The sequence below is a fragment of the Microvirga yunnanensis genome (assembly GCF_025460875.1).
Map to the genome: position 1 here is coordinate 1 of NZ_JAMXFI010000102.1, position 18,700 is coordinate 18,700.

The following is an 18,700-nucleotide window of genomic DNA, read 5'->3' on the forward strand; positions in this document are numbered from 1 at the left end:
TGCCTTCGTCCCATTGCATGATGAACTGCTGGGTCATGACGTGACCGGCCGCCCGCACCGGGCGATCGGCGAACACGATCGAACTCGGCGACACGCCCGTCAGGGTCAGCTTGGTTCCCTCGAGCTTGGCCCCGGCCGCGTTGAGCACGGCGAGCGAGGGCACCGGGCCGGTGGGCGTGACCCGGCCGATGGCCTTCCTGATCGGCACTTGCGGGTGGGCCGGCGCATCCTGCGCGCGGGCGCCGATGGTCATCGTGCAGAGGCCCCCGGTGACCAGGATGAGACAGGCGAAGTGCTTGCTGAACATGGCGCGGACCCCCTTACTTCAGCCGCCGGCACACCAAAGTGCCGGCGTCGATGAGAACGCGTGATGGGTCTTGCCCGCCTTCGACCGGCGGGTGCAGGTCCGAACGGACCCGCCGGTCTCAGGCAGTCAGAAATCGTCCGACCCGTCCTTGCACCGGTAGCCGATGAAGCATTGCGGGTTGTTGGAACTCGGAACCCACGCAGGCTCGGGGAACTGATCGACGAGACATTCCGCGCTGCTCCTGACGAAGCGGGCGTAGGTGGAGGGACTGGTGTCGAGAACGACCGCGCCGTCCTTCAGCACGAGTTGGCGGTTGGCCGAGCACGTCCGCTGCGACGTGGGCGGCCCGACCTGGGCTGCGGCTGCCGTCGCCGTCAGGACGAGAGCAGAGATTGCGAGCAGGCGTCTCGACATCGGTCCCTCCTGTGGGTTTGAAGCGTGAATCCCGCTCCGAGGCTCCCTCTCTTGACCGGCGCATCGTTCGGGGCGGACCCAGCGGGTCGCTTGCGCGGCCCGCTGGGTCCGCCCCGAACGATGCGCTAGGCCCGATCGCTCACCTTCCTGACCGGCGGGATCGTCCACGTACCGTCGATGATCGACGGATTGCTCTCGTTCGGCCAGTACATGCGCAGCATCAGGATGAACTTGCCGGCCGGGGCGGGCAGCCAGTTCGACTCCTTGTCCGCTCCGGGCGAGTCTTTCTGGATGTAGAGGTCGACCGAGCCGTCCGGATTGGCCTTCAGGTCCTGGCGCGCGCTGATCGAGTAGCGGTTGATCGGGTTGGGCACGAAGAAGTAGGCACCGTCATACATGGTCAGCGACCAGAAGCCTTCGACCGGGGGCAACTGACCCTTGGCAAAGCGCATCACGTACTTGTTGGCCCCGTCATAGGATTGGCCATCGCCGTCCTTCTGCGAGGTCGGATAGACCGCGTCCTGCGGGCGGTTGGCGCCGAGACCGATTGCCGTGACGAGGGCCCGCATCAGGTAGTCGGTGCCGTAGATTCCGGTCTTCGTGGTGAAGCCCCAGCCGTCGATGTCGTGGACGTCCTTGTTGATCTTGAACTGGATCATGATCCGGTCGTTGGCGATTTCCGGGATGCGCCGGGCGAAGTCGGCCCGCAGCTTGCCCGCATCGAAGGCCTGGCCGGGCACGAGCCCGATCCGGGCGAACTTCGCAAGCGCAGGGGCATCCGCCGCCGACGGCGGGTTGGTCTTCATCAGTTCCGCCAGAAGGGTGAAGTACGCCACCGCGTCCATGCGGTTCACCTGGTCGCGCACGGCGGTCTTCATGTCGATCGAGGGATCGACCTTGCCGGCAGGCGGCGTATACGGCTTGCCGTAGGCGCTGAGCGGCACCAGCTTGACCTGGTCCTGAAGCGCATGCACCTCGGCATAGTCCTCCGGCGTGCCGGTGCAGTAGATGCGGCCGAGCAGCCAGACGATGTTGGTGGGAGACTTGTACTCCTTGACGCCCGCCGGCAGCGTGCCGCTCCAGCCGGGTCCGGTGATGGCATAGGTCTGGGCGCCGGTCCCCGTGGTGCGCTTGCCGGGAACCTGGAACACGTTCGTCCAGCCGTCCAGCATCGGCATGAGGAAGTAGCGGTCCTTCATGTCCGGAAGGCTCAACACCCAGGGCTCCTTGCCGACGTCGAAGAACGCGGTCGTATAGAGCGTGTCGGCGTTGGGTGCGGTCACGTCGCGGAAGGAGGCATCCGGATAGTGCCTGAGCTTGATGACCTGGCCCATCGGGGCCCGGGTGCCTTCGGGGGCGGCCACGTTGGTGATGACCCGGCGTGTCATCTCCATGGTGACCAGCGGATAGCCGTAGATGTAGGCGTCGGTGGCCAGCCAGAAGTCCTCGAGGCCTTCGTCGAGGCCCAGCAGCTCGCCCAGATGGGCCTCGCTGACGGTGCTCACGGTGGTGCCGGCGAGCAGGCTCAAGGCCCCGATCGTCGCCTGTCGGCGGGTCAGCTTCATCGTCATGACAAGTCTCCGTTGCATCTGGGTTCTGGGAACGGCGCGACACTTTTCCCGGCATGGCGGACGATCCTGACCCGCGGCTCCCCGCCCGGCGGGACCCGTGGGTGAACTCGTCGGAATCGCCATGCCCACTGTCTGGACGCTAGCAACGGCCGGGGATTCGCGCCTGTAGCATCGTGTAGTTTACGTGGTGGTGGCGAGGGTCAGTGCGGCGATGTCGATGCCTGAAGGGCCGTTTCCGCGGCCGTCCGCGTCGGCACCGGGAAGCCGGCCTTGCGCGCGCCCTCGGCGAAATGGGCCGCGTCCTCCGGCCGGTAGTTCCGCTTGGCCATCTCGTCGTCCCAGTGCTCGAAGATGGTCGGGCGCATGCGCAGGAACGCATCCCGCGCCTCGGCGGTCTCCGGCGCCTTGCCGAGCTGGGCGTAGATGACGGCGGCGACGAAATGATAGAGCGGGAATTTCTCCAGGGCCGACTGCCGGATCAGGCCCTCGGCGCGGACGTAGTCGCGCTGCATGTAGGCATAGACCGCCAGAACCCCGCTGTAGTAGCCGGAATGGCCCGGGTTGCGGGCAAGCGCCTGCTCGATCAACTCGGCGCCGCGCTGCCAGGCACCCGCCTGGCCGAGACAGGTCCCGAACGCGCCGAGCAGCTCGGTGTCGTTCGGGTTCAGCGCCACCGCCCGCTCGCCCACCTCCAGCGCCTCGGCCGGCTGCCGGGCGAAGAACAGCGCCATCATCAGGGATTGCAGCGCCCGCACGTTCTCCGGATCGAGGCGGATCGCCCGTCGGGCGGCTTCGAGCGAGCGCAGGATCGGGGGGCTTGCCCCAACCCTCGGATTGAACCCGAACCGGTCCTCGTCGAGGTAGAGAACGGACAGCATCGCCCAGGCGGTCGCATAATCGGGATGGGCTGCAACGGCCCGCTCCAGGCAGGTTCGGATCGCCCCATGGCTCTCCTCTGTCAGCGAGGCCCGGTAATCGTAGAACCTGAGCGTGCACGCATAGGCTTCGAGGTCACCGGGCGGGTGGGATCCCGTCCGAGTCCCGTCGGCCCGTTGGATGATGCCGTAGGGCTGCGCCACGGCGGTTGCGACCCTGCGGGCGATGTCGTCCTGGATCGTGAAAGGATCACGGACCTGCAAGTCCTCGTCGTAGGTCTGTGACCATAGGACGGCGCTGGTCTGTGCATCGATGAGCCGGCCCGTGATGCGCAAGCGGTGCGCCGCGGCCCGGACACTGCCCTCGAGCACGTAGCGGACGCCGAGATCACGGCGGATGCGGGCCATATCGGTTCCCGGCAGGATGCTGCGCGACGTCTCCCGCCCGATAACCGTGATTTCCTTGAAGCGGGCGAACTGGCTCAGGACCTCCTCGGTCAGGCCATCCGCATAAGACTTCGCCGCCGGCTCGCCCAGGGCCTCGAGCGGCAGCACGACCAGGGTAGGCCCGCCGGGCGGAAAAGGTGCCGATGCCTGTGGCGTGCGGGACGCGCCGTCACGCCACGGGACCCACAGGAGAAGCCCGCCAAGGAACGCGAGGCAGGCGACCGTCGCGGGCCAAGGGACCCGGCGCCGTGGCGGCGGATCGGCCGGAGGGACGGGCGCCAGGGAGGCCGGGCCAGGATCCGCGTCCGCAACCGGCGCCGTGCGCGAGGCGAAGTGCGGGACATAGCCCCCTTTCGGGATGGTGATGACCACCGGGTCCAGCGCGCCGCCCGAGAGATAGTAGCGCTCCAGCGCCCGGCGCAGTCGTCCGGCCTCGATGCGCACGACGGGATCGCTCTGGGCATCGAAATCCGCGTTGCGCTCGAACACCTCGGTGCCGATAGCATAGGCCTTGATGCGCTGGGCGCGGCCGGCGAGCGTCTCCTCGACGACATAGCGCAGGAACCGGCGCACCCGCGCCGAAGCGTCGAGGTCAGGGCTGGCCAGGAGGATTTCGAGCTGGGCGCGCACGTCCTCCGCCGCGGGCGGCGACTGCGCCTGCGGCGAGGCACCGACAGTGCCGTCGCCTCCGCCGAGCATGAATCGGTCCGTTATCCGCGGGCGCACGAGACGCCACGTTCCGTAACCTACAGTAACATACTCCCCGCGCGTGGGGTATGGGGCGATGCTGGGACTGTGGGGCGGCGCATCCGTGCCGTCCGAACCCGGCAACGGGGTTGCACCATGATGCATCACGCCGTCCAGGCCACCATCGCCCGCTTTCCGGACCGTGGACATGCCATCGAGGAACTGGCCCGAAAGGACGACGGCTTCATGTCCATCTGCGAGGATTTCGCCGCCGCGCAGGCGGCCCTGGCGCACTGGGAGCGCTCAGGCTCTCCGGTGAGGACGGCACGCTGCGCCGAGTACCGGGAGCTTGTTCGGGATCTCGCAGCAGAGATCGAGGCCGAACTGGATCGCAATACATAGGAAGCCCTAGCGCATCGGACGGACCCAGAGGGCCGGGTCCGCGCCGAAGGTGCTATGGGCGTGAGCAAAGGTCCGCCTGTCGCATCGTGTCGTTTACGGAGTGGCGGTGTTGGGCACGGCCGGGATCCATGACGCCCGGAACACGTCCCTGCAGGGCTGTGCGGCATGCGCCTACGGTCAGTTGCTTCCGCCCCGCGGCCTTCTGCCAGATGATGGCTGCTGCTGGACAGTGCTCCCTGAGCCGACTTCGGGCCGACCGGAAGCCACGGTCGCGCTGCGCCTTCTGTCCCAAATGGCTAAGCGAACGTCTCGAAGTGTCAAGCGCAGCGGTGCGAGCCCACATAGGGTCTTCCCCTCCGGTCGGCACAGGCATCAGGCGTGGCATGGGAAAGCCGGCATCTCACGAAGGAGATGCCATAGCGCCTGCCGAGGCGCGTGGACGGAGAACCCGATCCTCCGGCCGCGGACATCGCGGCCGCGAGATAACATGTCAGGCTACAAGGACAGGAGCCGAACGTGCCGCTGTTCAGCGCTAACGATGCAGGGACGATCGATCATCGGAAGAGGGCTTTGTCGCCGGCCTGTCTCTCGGCGGCAACGCGGCCTCGTCTGATCGCCCTTCCCGGGTTCGCTGTCGCGACGATCGCGTCGCTCGTCGTGGCGGGCTGCACGGTCGCGTCGGGCGAGGCTCCTTCCCCTGTTGCCGTCGAGGCCTCGGCCTCCATTCCCCGCGAACGTCTGATAGGGCGGTGGGGCATCGCTTCATACCACACCGACAAGGACCGTCCTCGGACGGAGCGAGAGGCGAGAGCCCAGTGTAGCCAGCCCTACACCATTGCGAAGGGCCCGACCGACGGCGTGATGATGCATGTCGCGGACGATCCGAAGCTCTACGAACTGCGCCTCAAAGGCGACACCGCCGGCCGGACCTATCTCGGATTCGAGGCCCCGCCGGGCGATCCGCAGGATCGCGAGATCCTCTCGAGCACGAGCAGCCTCATGACCATGCGCTTCGTCGATCCGGACGCGAACCGGCGGTACGGAACCTTCGTGTATGTGCGGTGCGGAGCCTGAGGGATGAGGCCTTATCCCCGGAGGAGAAGATGCGGACACGCGATGACCGAACCGTCCAGGTGAGTACGGCGCTTGCGCTGGTGTTCGGGCTTTCCTTGGCGGTTTGTCTGCCCGATGCAGCGGATGCGCAGGCGCCGCCGAAGCCCGTCATCCAGGAGACGCTGGAGATCGGCGACGAGCCGGGGCGCATTTCCACGGAAGAGGTCGTCATCGCCGATGGGCCCTATGCCCGACAGGTCGTGTTCTTCCGCTCGAACGAGGCGCCCGGGACCCTCGTCATCCATACGTCGGAACGGTTCGCCTATCTGGTCCAGGGCAACAATCGCGCTCTCCGCTATGGCATCGGTGTCGGCCGCGAGGGTTTCCAGTGGTCGGGTCTGGTTCGCGTCAGCCGCAAGGCCGAATGGCCCGACTGGCGCCCGCCGCCGGAGATGATCGCCCGTCAGCCCTATCTCCCGCGCTTCATGGCCGGCGGCCCCGGTAATCCGATGGGAGCCCGGGCCCTCTATCTCGGCTCGACGGTCTTCCGCATCCACGGCACCAACCAGCCGGAGACGATCGGCCATGCCATCTCATCGGGCTGCTTCCGGCTCGCCAACGGCGACGTGATCGACCTCTATGCCCGCGTGCCGCTCGGCACCAAGGTCGTGGTCCGCCAGGGACCCAGCCTGTGACCTCCAAGTCTCCCGGACATGCTGATCCGGGAGCGGAACGCATCATCCGACGGAGATCAAAAATCATGTTGAACGCGGTCAAACTCTACGCCATGGCCGGCATGGCTGTCGCTCTCACCTGTGCCTCTGCGGCCTCCGGAACTGCCGGAACGCTCGAGACGGTCAAGCAACGCGGCGTCCTGCAATGCGGCGTCAGCGAAGGGTTGTTCGGGTTCTCGGAACGGAACGAGCAGGGTGACTGGTCCGGCTTCGACGTCGACTTCTGCCGGTCGGTCGCGGGGGCTATTTTCGACGACAGATCGAAGGTTGCCTTCGTGCCGTTGTCCGCCAGCGAGCGGTTCGAGGCCCTGCGCGCGGGACGGGTCGACCTGCTGTCGCGGAACTCGACCTGGACCCTGGAGCGGGAGGCGGGCCTCGGCCTGGCCTTCGCGGGCATCACCTATCATGACGGCCAGGGCTTCATGGTGATGCGGGACCTCAACGTCTCCTCGGCGTTGGAGCTCGACCGCGCCACGGTGTGCGTGGAGAGCGGCACGACGAGCCAACTCAACCTGGCCGACTTCTTTCGCGCGAACGCGATGACCTATGACGAGCGCGCATTTGCGAGCGCCGCGGAGGCTCTCGCGGCTTTTCAGGCCGGCCAGTGCAATGTTCTGACGCGGGATCAATCGGCGCTCTATGCCGAGCGCCTGAAACTCCCCCGGCCCGACGCCGCCATGATCCTCCCGGATGTCGTCTCGAAGGAGCCGCTGGGGCCTGTGACGCGAGCCGACGACTTCGCCTGGTTTACGCTGGTGAAGTGGGTCAACTTCGCCCTCGTGAATGCGGAGGAGCTCGGCATCTCGTCTCTGAATGCCGCCGAGGCGAAAGCCTCGCAGAAGCCGGATGTGCGCCGTTTCGCCGGCCAGGAAGGAGGTTTCGGCCGCATGCTGGGGCTGGACGATGCATGGGCGCTGCATGCCGTCACGGCGGTGGGCAACTACGCCGAAATCTACGAGCGCAATCTCGGGGTGAACTCGCGGCTCGGCATCCCGCGCGGCCTGAACCAACTCTGGAGCATGGGCGGCGTGCTCTATGCGCCTCCCATCCGATGACGGCGATCGGGCGGTGGTCCTCGACTCGCGCCCGACGGTCCGGCACCGGCGTTGCAGATGATCCATCTCCGGCAAACACATCGGCCGGAGACGGGTCGATCGCCGACGCGGTTGCGTGCGTCGCGTGTCCCAAACTGCAAAGCGCCTGTCCGGAAGTGTCAAGCACGGAAAGCGCGTCGATAGGATGCTGGTCCCAGACCGAGCACGGATGACATCCTCCGCGGACCCTTGTGCCGCTTGCGACGGGACCGCTCCTTGCTCCTCGTCGGGCATTCACGGGAGTGGCGCATGCACAGCAGGTGCTCAGGACAACTCACTCTTGGATCGATCGGACTGGCTCTCCTCATCAGCCTTCCGGCTTTCGCATCGGCGCCCGCCGGGGCAACGGCTCCGTGGTCGCTCGGCTCACGGGCCGAGCTGCCGTCCAGGCTGCTCGACATCGTTCAGAAACGAGATTTGGAATACGCGCGGGCGGCGGCCCGCGGTCCGCGGGGCGGAGCCGTGGCGCGCGGCCCGCGTGGAGCGGTGGCCCGTGGGCCCCAGGGGGGAGTGGCGGCCCGCGGTGCGTATGGCGGCGCCGTGGCGCGGGGCCCTGCGGGCAACGTCGCGGCTCGTCCCGGTTATCGGCCGCCGGTGCCGGCCGGGGGGTGGTACAGGCCGCCGTCCTATCGGTGGCGACCCGGCGCGGCGGTGGCCGCGGGCGCGGCCCTCGGCTTCGTGACGGCTGCGGCTGCGACGGCCTATGCCACGTCACCGGCGCCTGCCGCCGGCTATTGCTGGTACTACACCAACTCTCAACGCACCCAAGGCTTCTGGGACGTCTGCCCTCGGTGAGGAGCCCTGCGTGGAGCCTGCGGATCTTTCTTTACGCGATCATGGACACGGCATGAGCCTGAAGCGGGCCGCCGACCCGGCCAGGGATCATTCCTTGTCCGATCCGGATGCGGGACGCGCCAGCCGACGACGTCCGCCGCAGGGTCCTGAGACCGGTGCTCGAAACCTGACGAGGGCATGACGATGGACGACGGCGGACGAACCTCGCACGATGGTGGTCGTGATCCGGGACAGCCGATCCAGATTCCCGCGACGGCTCATGCGATGTCCCGGCGCACGCTTGCGCCCGGGTCCATCCATCTGGGAGTCAGCAAGGAAATTGCCCCCACCCTGTGCGATTTCGGGATTGATCCCGATCCGCTGATCCACGAGGCTGGGCTCGACCCTCGGCTTTTCCAGGACGGGACGAGCGTCGTCGCGTTCACGGCGCTGGCCCGGCTCTACACCCTGTGCGTGGCGCGAACCCGCTGCCCGCATTTCGGATTGCTCGTGGGCCAGCGGGCCACGATCCTGTCCCTGGACCTGATCGGACGACTGATGCAGCATTCGGAGACCGTGGCCGCGGCCCTGGATTCGCTCGTGTCCAATCTGAGCGTCCAGGACAGGGTGGTGGTCGCCTCGCTGACCATGGCCGATGACGTGGCCATGCTCACCTATGCGGCGTACCAGCCCGATGGTGCGAGCGCAGAACACATCACCGAGGCCGCCCTGGCGGTATCGGTCAATGCGATGCGCACCTTGTGCGGCGCTGACTGGCGCCCGACGGAAGTGCTTATGCCGCGCACGGCTCCCGCCGATATCGGACCCTACCGGCGCCATTTCCGGGCGCCCGTCCGGTTCAATCAGGAGGGTGCCACCCTGGTGTTTCCGACCACGGACCTGAAGCGCAAGGTAGCGGGGGCCGATCCTCTGCTCCGCGCCATGCTGGAGGAGCAGATCAGGCGTCTGCGAGGCAATGCGACATCCGAGTTCCCGGATGACATCCGTCGCTTGCTGCGCACGCGGATCATGAAACGGCGCTGCTCCGCCAGCGACATGGCCGATCTGTTGGCGATGCACCGGCGCACCTTGAGCCGGCGCCTGAGGGACAGCGGATCGGGATACCGGACCATTGCCAACGAGATCCGCTTCGAGATTGCCCGACAGTTGTTGGTGAACACCGATGTGCCACTTGGCGAGATTGCGGCGGCGCTCGGTTATTCAGAGGCCAGCGCCTTCACCCGTGCCTTCCGCCGCTGGTCGGGCCAGACGCCGACCGCCTGGCGAAGCGATGGCCGGCCCGGGTTACCGGGCCGATCCTCTCGAACCTTCTCGCGCTTCCCTGAAGAGTGAGATCGACGGGTGCGGACGTGCCTTCCCGAGGTGGCCTAGAGCATCGGACCCAAACCTGGGTCCACTTTTCACGTCCGAGGCTCTAGTGAGGGAAAACCCAGAGATCGATCTCCTCCTCGTCGTCCGTCTCCATGCGGCGGTTGTCCATGGCGGTCCGGAGTCCTTCGAGCGCGTGGACCGTCACAAGGCGCAGCCGCGACTTCTGGTCCGGCGTGAGGCTCTGGTAGAGCGGCTGCCAGGCATCGGCAAGCCTCCTGAGGCCCGCCGCACGGTCCGTCAGGACATCGGCACGCTGACGATAGAGTTGCACCGGATCGATGTCTCGTGGCTGGTCCAGGCGCTCCCCCAGGGCGGCCAGCCGGCGATAGCGTGTCTCGGCCCTGGCGCGGATGGCCTCCTCCACGGCGGGCCAGAGTTTCTCCTGCTCCGGGGTGAGTTGCAGCGCGGCCTTGATCACGCCTACCCGAATATCGGTCAGCATCTTGAAATCGGCTTGGCTCAGCCGTCCGCTATCCGGCATGCCGGCTGGCCCTGAGGAGGCTTGCTGAGCATAGGCTGCGGGCGCGACACCAATGAACAAGGCCGCGGCGAGGCGGATGATTCCCTTCTGCATCTTGGTCTCCTGATGATGCTCACGTCCGTCAGCCTAAGGGCTGGATCGCAACCTGCTTGACGGCTTGGGACTCCCCGTTAGCAGTTTGAGACAGGAGCAAAGCCGGACAGATCATCAAAACGGCGTCCCACTCGTGGCCTTTGGACAGCCCCCGAGCCTTGAACCAAGCCGCTTGCTGGAGCCGCTCCGACACGCGAGGATCCGGACGGCCAGGGTCACGAAATGACAAGCGGTTGTCCCAACCGGACAAGCACGTGGTCCAAGGGCAGATCATGATCGGATGCTTCCCCATGCTGCGAGAACCGGATGAGTGCCATGCCTCGCTTCTTCTTCCACGTCAGGGGCGCACGCGAGGGACTGAGCCGCGACGAGCTCGGGCTCGATTTTCCCGACGCGCAGACCGCCTATCGTGAGGCGGTCTGCGCCGCTCGCGACATCAGGGGCGTCTTCGCGATGCGCGGCCGGCATCCATGCGATTACACGATCGAGGTCGCGAACGCGGCGGACGAACTGATCTTCAGCCTCCCGTTCTCTGCGGCCTTCGGCCATCGGACGCACCGGCTCACCAAGCGGTTTCGCCAGTGACGTCGCTCGCTGGCGCATCGTGCGGCCCTGGGGCCCGTCCCGAGCGATGCGCCGGATGGGAGCATCGGACGATCGGGATGGCCGGCACGAGGCGGGTGATGAACGGTCGGCCATGACACGGGAGGTTTCGGCGGCGGCGGGAGGGTGCCACCTTCTCCACGTCATCACCGGGCTTGTCCCGGTGATCCCGCTTGTCCGGAACGCCGAGCCCTTCCGATCGAGATGGCCGGCGAGAGGTGGGTCATGACTGGCCGGCCATGACGTGCGGAGGGTATCATCGCCGGGCTCGTCCCGGTGACCTCGATCGGACCACCGCCGAGCGCATTCTGCGGACGAAAGCGGGCCACGCTTGTGGCCCTCCGGGTCCGCACTCAACGATGCACCCTCGCTGACGCGGCCCTCTGGGTCACGTCCGATGCTCTAGGCAGTCGCAGGACGCGTCAGGTCGCTTCCTGATATCGCGACACGGCCGCGTCGATCGTGGGCGAGAACCGCGTCTCGCCGAACCGGTCGAACAACCCGAACCGCCGCAGCTTGTCCTTGACGGGGTCCTTCAGTTCCGCGAACCGGAGCTCGATACCCTGCGCCAGCAAAGCCTCATCGAGTTCGGTCAAGGCATCGGCCGCCGTCACGTCGACGCTCGTGACCGGAGCTGCTGCGACCACCACGCAGCGCACCGGGGTTGGCGATTCTGCCACGGCGGCGAGAACGCGCTCGCGGAACAGCTCCGCATTGGCGAAGAACAGGGGCGCATCCCAGCGGAACAGGACCAGGCCCGGGATCCGGCGGGCCTCCGGATAGCGCGTGACGTCATGATAGCCCTCAACGCCGGTCGGACGTCCCAGCACGGCGGAATAGGGGCGCCACCCGTCCCAGAGGAACTCGATGATGGCGATCACGATCGCGAGACCAATCCCCGGAATGGCGCCGAACGCGGCGACGCCCGCGAAGCAGGCGATCGACAGCCAGAACTCCCAACGCTGGATGCGGTAGATCCGCCTGAGATCGGCCACCTCGAACAGCCCGATGGCCGACGCGATGACGACGGCAGCCAGGGCGGAGGTCGGGAGGTTGCGCAGAAGATCGGGCGCTACCAGCAGCAGCAGGCAGATGGCAAGCGCGCCGACGATGCCGGTCAGCTGGGTGCGGGCCCCGGCGGCTTCAGCCACAGGCGTGCGCGAGCTGCTGCTGCTGATCGGAAAGCCCTGGAAGAACCCGGTGGCGAGATTGGCGGCCCCGAGCCCCACCATCTCCTGGTTGGGATCGACCAGGGTGCGCGTCCTTGCGGCGTACGCCCGGGAGAGCACGCTGGTGTCGGCGAACGACACCATGGCGACGGCGCATCCTCCGATGAGCACAGGAACGATGTCGCCGATCCCGATCCAGGGGACAGTGAAGCGTGGCAAACCCTCAGGCAACGAGCCGAGGATCGACACGTTGTGGCGCTCCGCGAGGTCGAACATGCCCACGACGGCGGCAGCACCGACGACGGCGACCAGGATCCCGGGCACGCGTCGGCTTCCCCGCAGCAGCAGGATGGTCGCCAGTGTTCCCAGGCCGATCGCCAGGGCCGCCCCGTTCATCCTGCCGGACAGGATGGCTCCGCCGATGGTCCATAGTTCGCGCAATGGTCCCGTGCTCTCGACCGAGAAGCCGAGGAGCTTGGGGAGCTGACTGATCAGGACCGTCAAGGCGATGCCATTCATGTAGCCGTAGCGGATCGGCTTCGACAGAAGCTCCGTCACGAAGCCCAGGCGTCCTAGTCCGGCCAGGACCAGGATCATCCCCGACACGAGGGCCATCATCCCGCCCAGGGCGACGGCACGCTGCGGATCTCCGCCGGACAGCGGCAACACGACGCCCAGGATGACCGCCGCGAGGGCCGAGTCCGGGCCGAGGACGAAGATGCGGCTTGGCCCGAACACGGCATAGACCAACAGGGGCACAATGGTGGCGTAGAGGCCGCAGATGCCCGGCAGTCCGGAAGCCACGGCATAGGCGATCCCGACGGGGACAAGCATCGTCGCGAGCACCAGCCCGGCCACGACATCATGGCCCAACCATGCGATTTCGTACCGGAGGAGGGTGCTGAGCCCGGGCAGCCAGCGCAGCCATCCGGCCTCATGGCCGATCCGGCGAGCGACCGACGAACCTTCCCGATTGCCTGGGCTGCGGGACTCCTGGCCAGCCGTTGCTTCGGACCCGCGTGCAGGCGGCGCAGTCGCAGCCTCCATCCGATAGGGCGGAAGCGGATCGACAGGGTGCGTGCCGGCCATGACCACGCTCCGGGCTATGCCGTCATGGCGCTCAATACCGGGCCGGGACGATGTGGGATGTCGGCAGCCGATCCTCGATCCCTTTTGGCCTCGGTTCCGCCTTGGGCACCTTCGGCAGTTCGACCTTGACCTTCTTGTATGGGATTTGTCCCAGCAGATGGCTGATCAGGTTGAGCCGGGCGCGGCGCTTGTCGTCGGACGGGACAATGAACCAAGGATTGGCAGGAGTGTCCGTGGTGCGCAGCATGGCCTGATAGGCCAGCGTGTAATCCCACCAGCGGCGCACCGATTCGGTGTCCATCGGGCTGAGCTTCCAGTGCTTCATCGGATCGTCGATCCGGTCGGCGAAGCGGCGGCGCTGCTCGTCCTGGCTGACGTCGAGAAAGTACTTGAGCAGGATAATGCCGTTATCGACGATCTCCTGCTCGAATGATGGCACGAGGCGCATGAAGCGCTCATACTCGTCATCGGTGCAGAAGCCCATGACGCGCTCGACACCGGCTCGATTGTACCAAGAGCGATCGAAGAGCACGATCTCGCCGGCGGCGGGGAAGTGCGCCACATAGCGCTGGATGTAGAGCTGGCTCTTCTCGCGCTCGGTCGGCGCCGGCAGGGCGATGTGCCGAAACACCCGCGGGCTCACCCGTTGCGTGATCCGGCTGATCACGCCGCCCTTGCCGGCGGTGTCTCGGCCCTCGAAGATCACGATGATCCTGGCACCCGTCGCCTTGCCCCAGGTCTGCAGACGCACGAGTTCGACCTGCAGCTTTCTCAGTTCGCTCTCGAAATCCTTCCGCTTCATCCTCTCTCGAATGCCGGCGGTCATCGCCGCCCCGATATCGGCTCTCTCGTGCTTCAGAGATTCCTGACGCTTCATGTCACGCACCGCGTTCCCGGAGTGATAGACCCACAGGTCCGCAGAGTTGGACGCACGGGAATTGGAGAATGAACAATTCCCGCTTCGTTGCGGACACCGATCGCAGCCAGCATACAGACAATGCCGAGCGTCGCTTGACCAGACGTGACGGCGATTTGGCATTTTGAGACAGCACGACCCTTCCGTTCCAAGAAAGTTTGACAGGGTAGCGGCCGGAAATCGCGTAACGGTGTGGCCATCATGTCGGAGGACCGCTTTGAACCTCAGCCTGGAGGCGTGATCTCAACGCTGCGGACCCATGAGCGCGAAGGCGTGCTGGGCGCAGAACACGTGGCTGTGCAGATTGGCGATCCACTGCCGGCCTTCCGCCGTCACATTGAGGTAAGTGATGGCATGGTTCAGGTGCGGTGAGACGCTGTTCCAGTAGAAATCAGGAAAGCGCTCCACCAGGTCGGCCGGCGAGGCATAGCCGAGTTGGCAATTGACCCCGATTTCCTCGAATTCATGGAACAGGGCATTGGCTTTCTTCAGGTAGAGGGGATCGCCAAGCTGTCCGATCAGATCTGCGGCTTGGACGAGCCGCCCCTCCCGGTCTTCCTGCCTGTCAGCGGTTGCATCCGGTGTCGGGAAGCGTGTGAGTTCGATGGCCCGGGCCACTCTTTCGGAGTCGAGCAGGGGCGAGCCCGTCAGACGATCCAGGACGAAAAGCTTGGAGCGCTCGACATGATACGGGGCAAGTGCCGCATCCGATGCCCCGCGCGGGAGGGTCACCGTCGTCCCGCTCGCGTCGATCACAAACCGATCGTTGCCATCGCCCTTCAGAATGCCCCGGACATAGCCGATGTCGTGCAGCAGGCAGGCGACGATGAGATGCGAGTAGTCGTCCGGCTCCAGGCGTTCGGTCAGCATGCGGCCGTGGAGGATGTCCCTCCCGACGAGAGTGACGAGGAAGGTGTGTTCGACGTTGTGATAGAGGGCATCGCTCTTGCCGATGCATTCCAGGGCCATCCGGGCCGCACTGTCAAGCCGCTCGGCCTTGTCCTGATGGGCCGACCCGAACAGGCGGCGGAAATCGCTCGCGATGCGCCTTCCGAGCTCGTCCGCCATGATTGCAGGCATCGTCATCATGAGGGCCTCCCGGAGATGGGTCATCCTCGGCAGGAGACTATAGCTGAGTTCGTCTGGAAACTCTGCAACAAATGATCCTTGATCTCAGGCTCCTCTTCGATCCGCCCGGCCCATCCCGGGAGGGACGTTCGGCCGCCGGGGCACCCTTGCGTATAGCATCAAACCCTCTCCGACATGATGCCGGCGCGGACCAGAGGAACTCTCTCCGCAACCATCTACTTTGTGTCGAGTTGATCTAGATCCCATTCCCGTACGGGAGGATGTCGATGAACAAGCTTTTCCTGGCTCTTGGTGTTCTCGCGGCAAGCACTCTCCTGATCCCGGATGTGGCCGATGCGCAGCGTGGCGGCCGCGGCGGCGGCGCCCGCATCGGGGGAGGAGGGTTCGGCGGCGGCGGTGGCTTTCGGGGGGGTGGCAGCTTTCGCGGCGGTGGCTTTGGCGGCAGCTCCAGAATGTACATTCCGCGCGGCGGCATGGGCGGTTCCCGGGTTGGAATGGGCAGGAGCTTCCGCGGTTCTGCGGTCGCAGCCCGGCCCGGGCGCGGCGATTTCCGCCAGGCGGCAATCAACAATCCGGGGCGCTTCGACAACCGCTTCGGCAACCGGGGAGATTGGCGCGGACGCTATCCGAACTACGGTGGGCGATATCCCTACTACCGCGGGCGGTACCCCTACTACGGTGGCAATTATCCATACTACGGGAATTACTACGGCGGTTGGGGCTGGGGGTTGGCGACAGGCGCGGTGATCGGAGCGGCGGCCACGTACCCGTACTACAATTATCCTTACTCCAATTCCCCGTACTCCACGAACCAGACGCCCGTCTCGTCAGCCGTCGGGGGCTATTGTGCGACGACAGTTCGGACCTGTGCCCTGACGAACTCGGCTCCCGTTGGGACGGGATGTTCCTGCCGCACGGCAGGAGGACGAGCCCGCGGGTCGGTCGTGGCGGGATACTGACACTGCGGCCTGTTCCTCCGATGCGCCCGGCGGCGGCTGCCGCCGAGCAGCGTGGGAGAGTTTGCGGCGTCAGCGGCCAGCGGTTCTGACAGGTAACGCGGGGGCTGCGCCAAGGGAAACCCAGGTCGACCCGGTGCCGCCTTCACGCTGCAGGAAGACGTAGCCGGTCTGTCGCCACGGCAGGACGGCGTCACGCTTGTTGTCGAGGATGAAGTCGCCCTGATCGGTGCGAGCCATCAGAACCGCATGGGGTGCACCGTCCCGGTCGATCACAGCCGTCATGCGCAGGGCCCGCCGGGGGAGCCCGGCTGCAACGAGCCGCTTGCGCTTGACGAGTTGGAAATCCTCGCAATCGCCATATCCATCCTCGGCAAGGTCCCAGCGATCCGCCACACCCCAGTGCTCCTGATCGGTGATCGGCCGGATGCCGGCATTCACCTGGCGGTTGATGCGAGTGAGCGCCTCCCAGCCCTGTGGCGTGAGGGCGATCGTCGCCCGTTCCGAAGAACCGACCGCGCACTCGTCCGGCCTGTGCCGGCAGAAGCGGATCCAGCCCGGCACCGGCATGACGGCATGGCGCCTGATCGCGAGGAAGCCGGATCGGGGCGGCGTGTTGGCCATCTGAGCGCTCGCTTCGGCGCCGACGAGTAGAACCATAACCAAGGCTGCGGCATGAAACCAGCGACCAAGACATGGTCGGGCGTTCGCCTGCCTGAGAAGTGGTGCCCGCATGTCCCCGGCCGTACCGTTATGATCGTTCTAGCGTGAGCTGACATGTCGAGTCAGGCAATCTCATGGCAGGAATTGTCGGACTTCCCTTGCGTCCGGAACGTGTGGCACCATCCACCGCATTCCATGACTCTCAATCTTGATCCGACCCGGCCGAGAGGCCTCGCCGTCAGCAGGCTGAGTGCGTGCCTCGCGTCACGAATTGCAAAACAGGTGTTCTGGACACGAGCGCACCGTGCGAAAAACTGGACCCGATTTTTCGCAGTCAACGGTGCGCCAGCCAAGAGTGGAGCATCGGACAATCGGGATCACCGGGACCAGCCCAGTGATGACGTGAAAGGAGGTGTGAGGCGGTGCGAACACCCTCCGCACGTCATGGCCGGCCTTGTGCCGGCCATCCCGATCGGAAGAGCGCGGCGCCTCTCGCATCGGGATCACCGGGACAAGCCCGGTGATGACGGGGTGGTGGCTCGGCCGGGCGACCAAGACAGGGGCCCGAGCGGTGCGCCGCTCAAAGGCTTGAGCATCGGAATCGATCCCGAAAGTGCATTCCACTTTCGGGGCCGATGCTCTAGCCGGACGAGTTCCTCAGAACGCTTGGACGAGCGGCATCTTGAAGGTGAAGCGCGTCTCGTTCTGATCGCAGGTCACATCGAGTGAGCCACCATGAGCGCGGGCAATCTCGCAGGCAATATAGAGGCCCAACCCCAGGCCCTGCTGGCTCGGGCGCGCCGCAACGCGGAAGAAGGGCTGAAACAGGCGCTTCAAGGTCGCGGGAGGAATTGGCTCCCCTTGGTTGGCGACCGACAGCTCAAAGCTGCCGTCCAGGGTTGCGGCACGAACCAGAATCGGTTCTTCGCTCGCGCCATGGGTCAGGGCGTTCGCCACCAGGTTCGACAGCAATTGCGCCATGCGGGCCCGATCACAGCTCACGGTCTTGGTCACAGCCAACTGCGTGTTGATGCGCCGCTCGGGCCAGGCCGCCCGCAGCTCATCGACAACCTGTTCGAGCACCTCTCCCAGCGGCACGTGGGCGTCCCGATCCAGCTTCAACCCGCTTCCCAGGCGGCCGTGGGCGAAGTCGAGCACATTGTCGATCAGCTCAGCCATGCGCCCGACGCTGCTCTGAATCAGGCCGACGACGGTGCTTCCCTTCGGGCTCAGGGGCTCTCTCCGAAGCATCTTCGCTCCGGCGTCGATCGAAGCGAGCGGATTGCGCAGGTCATGGCCCAGCACTGCGATGAACTGCTCCCGCAGCTCGGCGGTCTTGCGCTCATCCAGAAGATCCGCCTCGCTCGTGGCCAGGCGCTCGCCGGCACTCAGGTGAAAACCGATCAGTTCGGCGAACAGCCTGAACATGCCGATGGTCTCGGGATTGTTCAGCCGTGCCGGGCGGGGATCAATGGCGCACAGGGTGCCGAAGAAGGAGCCGTCCGCAAGGACGATCGGCATCGAGATATAGCTCTGGAAGCCGTACATCGCCGGGGTGTGATGGCGGCAGTAGGTCGGATCCTCCGCCACATGGTCGATGACCACCTCTGTCCTCGCCTGCCGGATCTCATGACAGATCGTAGTCTCGAGCTTGAGCTCCCCGCCGGGCTGGAGGCCGAACTGGATGTCGTCGCGCACGGCACAGGCGATCCAGCGGTCCTCGCTCACCCGGGCCACGGCCGCGAAGCCCATGCCGGTGGTGCGGCAGACGACTTCCAGAATGGTCGGGACGGCTTGGATGCGGTCGATGGCGGCAAGATCCGCCTCAAGGTCGGTCGGCACGTCAGAGGGCTCCCTGTGGAGGGGCACTTTAGCCCAGACCTGCCTGTTG

Annotated in this window: 17 protein-coding genes and 1 pseudogene; 8 read left to right on the top strand and 10 right to left on the bottom strand. The window is 66.1% G+C overall.

Annotation, left to right across the window (positions count from 1 at the left end):
- The 4 genes and pseudogenes from NF876_RS32635 to NF876_RS32650 all read right to left on the bottom strand — a co-directional run.
- A pseudogene (locus tag NF876_RS32635) lies at nucleotides 1-307 on the bottom strand (hypothetical protein); the annotation flags it as partial.
- A gap of 126 nt (nucleotides 308-433) precedes the next feature.
- Nucleotides 434-721, bottom strand: a complete 288-nt coding sequence (locus NF876_RS32640) for a hypothetical protein (RefSeq protein WP_262272307.1) — start codon at nucleotides 719-721, stop codon at nucleotides 434-436.
- Between the two features lie 125 nt (nucleotides 722-846).
- Complete coding sequence (locus tag NF876_RS32645) at nucleotides 847-2,286, bottom strand: DUF1254 domain-containing protein (RefSeq protein ID WP_262272327.1); 1,440 nt, start codon at nucleotides 2,284-2,286, stop codon at nucleotides 847-849.
- A gap of 206 nt (nucleotides 2,287-2,492) precedes the next feature.
- Entirely contained in the window at nucleotides 2,493-4,313 is a 1,821-nt protein-coding gene (locus NF876_RS32650) for a tetratricopeptide repeat protein (protein WP_262272308.1), read from the bottom strand.
- Nucleotides 4,314-4,457: 144 nt separating this feature from the next.
- On the opposite strand from NF876_RS32650, the gene NF876_RS32655 reads away from it, so the two are divergent.
- The 6 genes from NF876_RS32655 to NF876_RS32680 all read left to right on the top strand — a co-directional run bounded on the left by NF876_RS32655 (nucleotide 4,458) and on the right by NF876_RS32680 (nucleotide 9,711).
- Nucleotides 4,458-4,703 carry a hypothetical protein gene (locus NF876_RS32655; protein ID WP_315974408.1) on the top strand — a complete coding sequence of 82 codons (246 nt, stop codon included), beginning with the start codon at nucleotides 4,458-4,460 and terminating at the stop codon, nucleotides 4,701-4,703.
- Nucleotides 4,704-5,219: 516 nt separating this feature from the next.
- Nucleotides 5,220-5,777, top strand: coding sequence for a hypothetical protein (locus NF876_RS32660; protein ID WP_262272309.1), 558 nt, complete (start codon nucleotides 5,220-5,222; stop codon nucleotides 5,775-5,777).
- A 29-nt stretch (nucleotides 5,778-5,806) separates the two neighbouring features.
- A complete protein-coding gene (locus NF876_RS32665) occupies nucleotides 5,807-6,451 on the top strand; it encodes a L,D-transpeptidase (RefSeq protein ID WP_262272310.1) in 645 nt (214 codons plus the stop codon).
- A gap of 92 nt (nucleotides 6,452-6,543) precedes the next feature.
- On the top strand, nucleotides 6,544-7,545 hold the full coding sequence (locus NF876_RS32670) for an amino acid ABC transporter substrate-binding protein (RefSeq protein ID WP_262272329.1): 1,002 nt from the start codon (nucleotides 6,544-6,546) through the stop codon (nucleotides 7,543-7,545).
- Between the two features lie 288 nt (nucleotides 7,546-7,833).
- The gene (locus NF876_RS32675; RefSeq protein ID WP_262272311.1) at nucleotides 7,834-8,379 is read left to right on the top strand and encodes a hypothetical protein; all 546 of its coding nucleotides are present in this window, start codon (nucleotides 7,834-7,836) and stop codon (nucleotides 8,377-8,379) included.
- 177 nt (nucleotides 8,380-8,556) lie between these two features.
- Nucleotides 8,557-9,711 (top strand): AraC family transcriptional regulator, encoded by a 1,155-nt coding sequence (locus NF876_RS32680; protein WP_262272312.1) that lies wholly within the window; start codon nucleotides 8,557-8,559, stop codon nucleotides 9,709-9,711.
- An 82-nt stretch (nucleotides 9,712-9,793) separates the two neighbouring features.
- On the opposite strand, the gene NF876_RS32685 is transcribed toward NF876_RS32680, so the two are convergent.
- Nucleotides 9,794-10,324 carry a Spy/CpxP family protein refolding chaperone gene (locus NF876_RS32685; protein WP_262272313.1) on the bottom strand — a complete coding sequence of 177 codons (531 nt, stop codon included), beginning with the start codon at nucleotides 10,322-10,324 and terminating at the stop codon, nucleotides 9,794-9,796.
- Between the two features lie 315 nt (nucleotides 10,325-10,639).
- Here NF876_RS32685 and NF876_RS32690 point away from each other — a divergent pair, with 315 nt between their 5' ends.
- Nucleotides 10,640-10,909 carry a DUF6894 family protein gene (locus NF876_RS32690; protein ID WP_262272314.1) on the top strand — a complete coding sequence of 90 codons (270 nt, stop codon included), beginning with the start codon at nucleotides 10,640-10,642 and terminating at the stop codon, nucleotides 10,907-10,909.
- Between the two features lie 440 nt (nucleotides 10,910-11,349).
- On the opposite strand, the gene NF876_RS32695 is transcribed toward NF876_RS32690, so the two are convergent.
- The 3 genes from NF876_RS32695 to NF876_RS32705 form a co-directional block, all read right to left on the bottom strand.
- The gene (locus NF876_RS32695) at nucleotides 11,350-13,185 is read right to left on the bottom strand and encodes a SulP family inorganic anion transporter (protein WP_262272315.1); all 1,836 of its coding nucleotides are present in this window, start codon (nucleotides 13,183-13,185) and stop codon (nucleotides 11,350-11,352) included.
- Between the two features lie 31 nt (nucleotides 13,186-13,216).
- On the bottom strand, nucleotides 13,217-14,011 hold the full coding sequence (gene ppk2 / locus NF876_RS32700; protein ID WP_262272330.1) for a polyphosphate kinase 2: 795 nt from the start codon (nucleotides 14,009-14,011) through the stop codon (nucleotides 13,217-13,219).
- Nucleotides 14,012-14,344: 333 nt separating this feature from the next.
- Nucleotides 14,345-15,190 (bottom strand): HD domain-containing protein, encoded by an 846-nt coding sequence (locus NF876_RS32705; RefSeq protein WP_262272316.1) that lies wholly within the window; start codon nucleotides 15,188-15,190, stop codon nucleotides 14,345-14,347.
- Nucleotides 15,191-15,456: 266 nt separating this feature from the next.
- On the opposite strand from NF876_RS32705, the gene NF876_RS32710 reads away from it, so the two are divergent.
- Nucleotides 15,457-16,149, top strand: coding sequence for a hypothetical protein (locus NF876_RS32710; RefSeq protein WP_262272317.1), 693 nt, complete (start codon nucleotides 15,457-15,459; stop codon nucleotides 16,147-16,149).
- 69 nt (nucleotides 16,150-16,218) lie between these two features.
- Here the strand turns inward: NF876_RS32710 and NF876_RS32715 are convergent, their stop codons facing one another.
- Both NF876_RS32715 and NF876_RS32720 read right to left on the bottom strand, forming a co-directional pair.
- The gene (locus tag NF876_RS32715) at nucleotides 16,219-16,881 is read right to left on the bottom strand and encodes a transglutaminase-like cysteine peptidase (protein ID WP_373696754.1); all 663 of its coding nucleotides are present in this window, start codon (nucleotides 16,879-16,881) and stop codon (nucleotides 16,219-16,221) included.
- Between the two features lie 585 nt (nucleotides 16,882-17,466).
- Nucleotides 17,467-18,651 (bottom strand): GAF domain-containing sensor histidine kinase, encoded by a 1,185-nt coding sequence (locus tag NF876_RS32720; protein ID WP_262272319.1) that lies wholly within the window; start codon nucleotides 18,649-18,651, stop codon nucleotides 17,467-17,469.
- Nucleotides 18,652-18,700 lie beyond the last annotated feature (49 nt).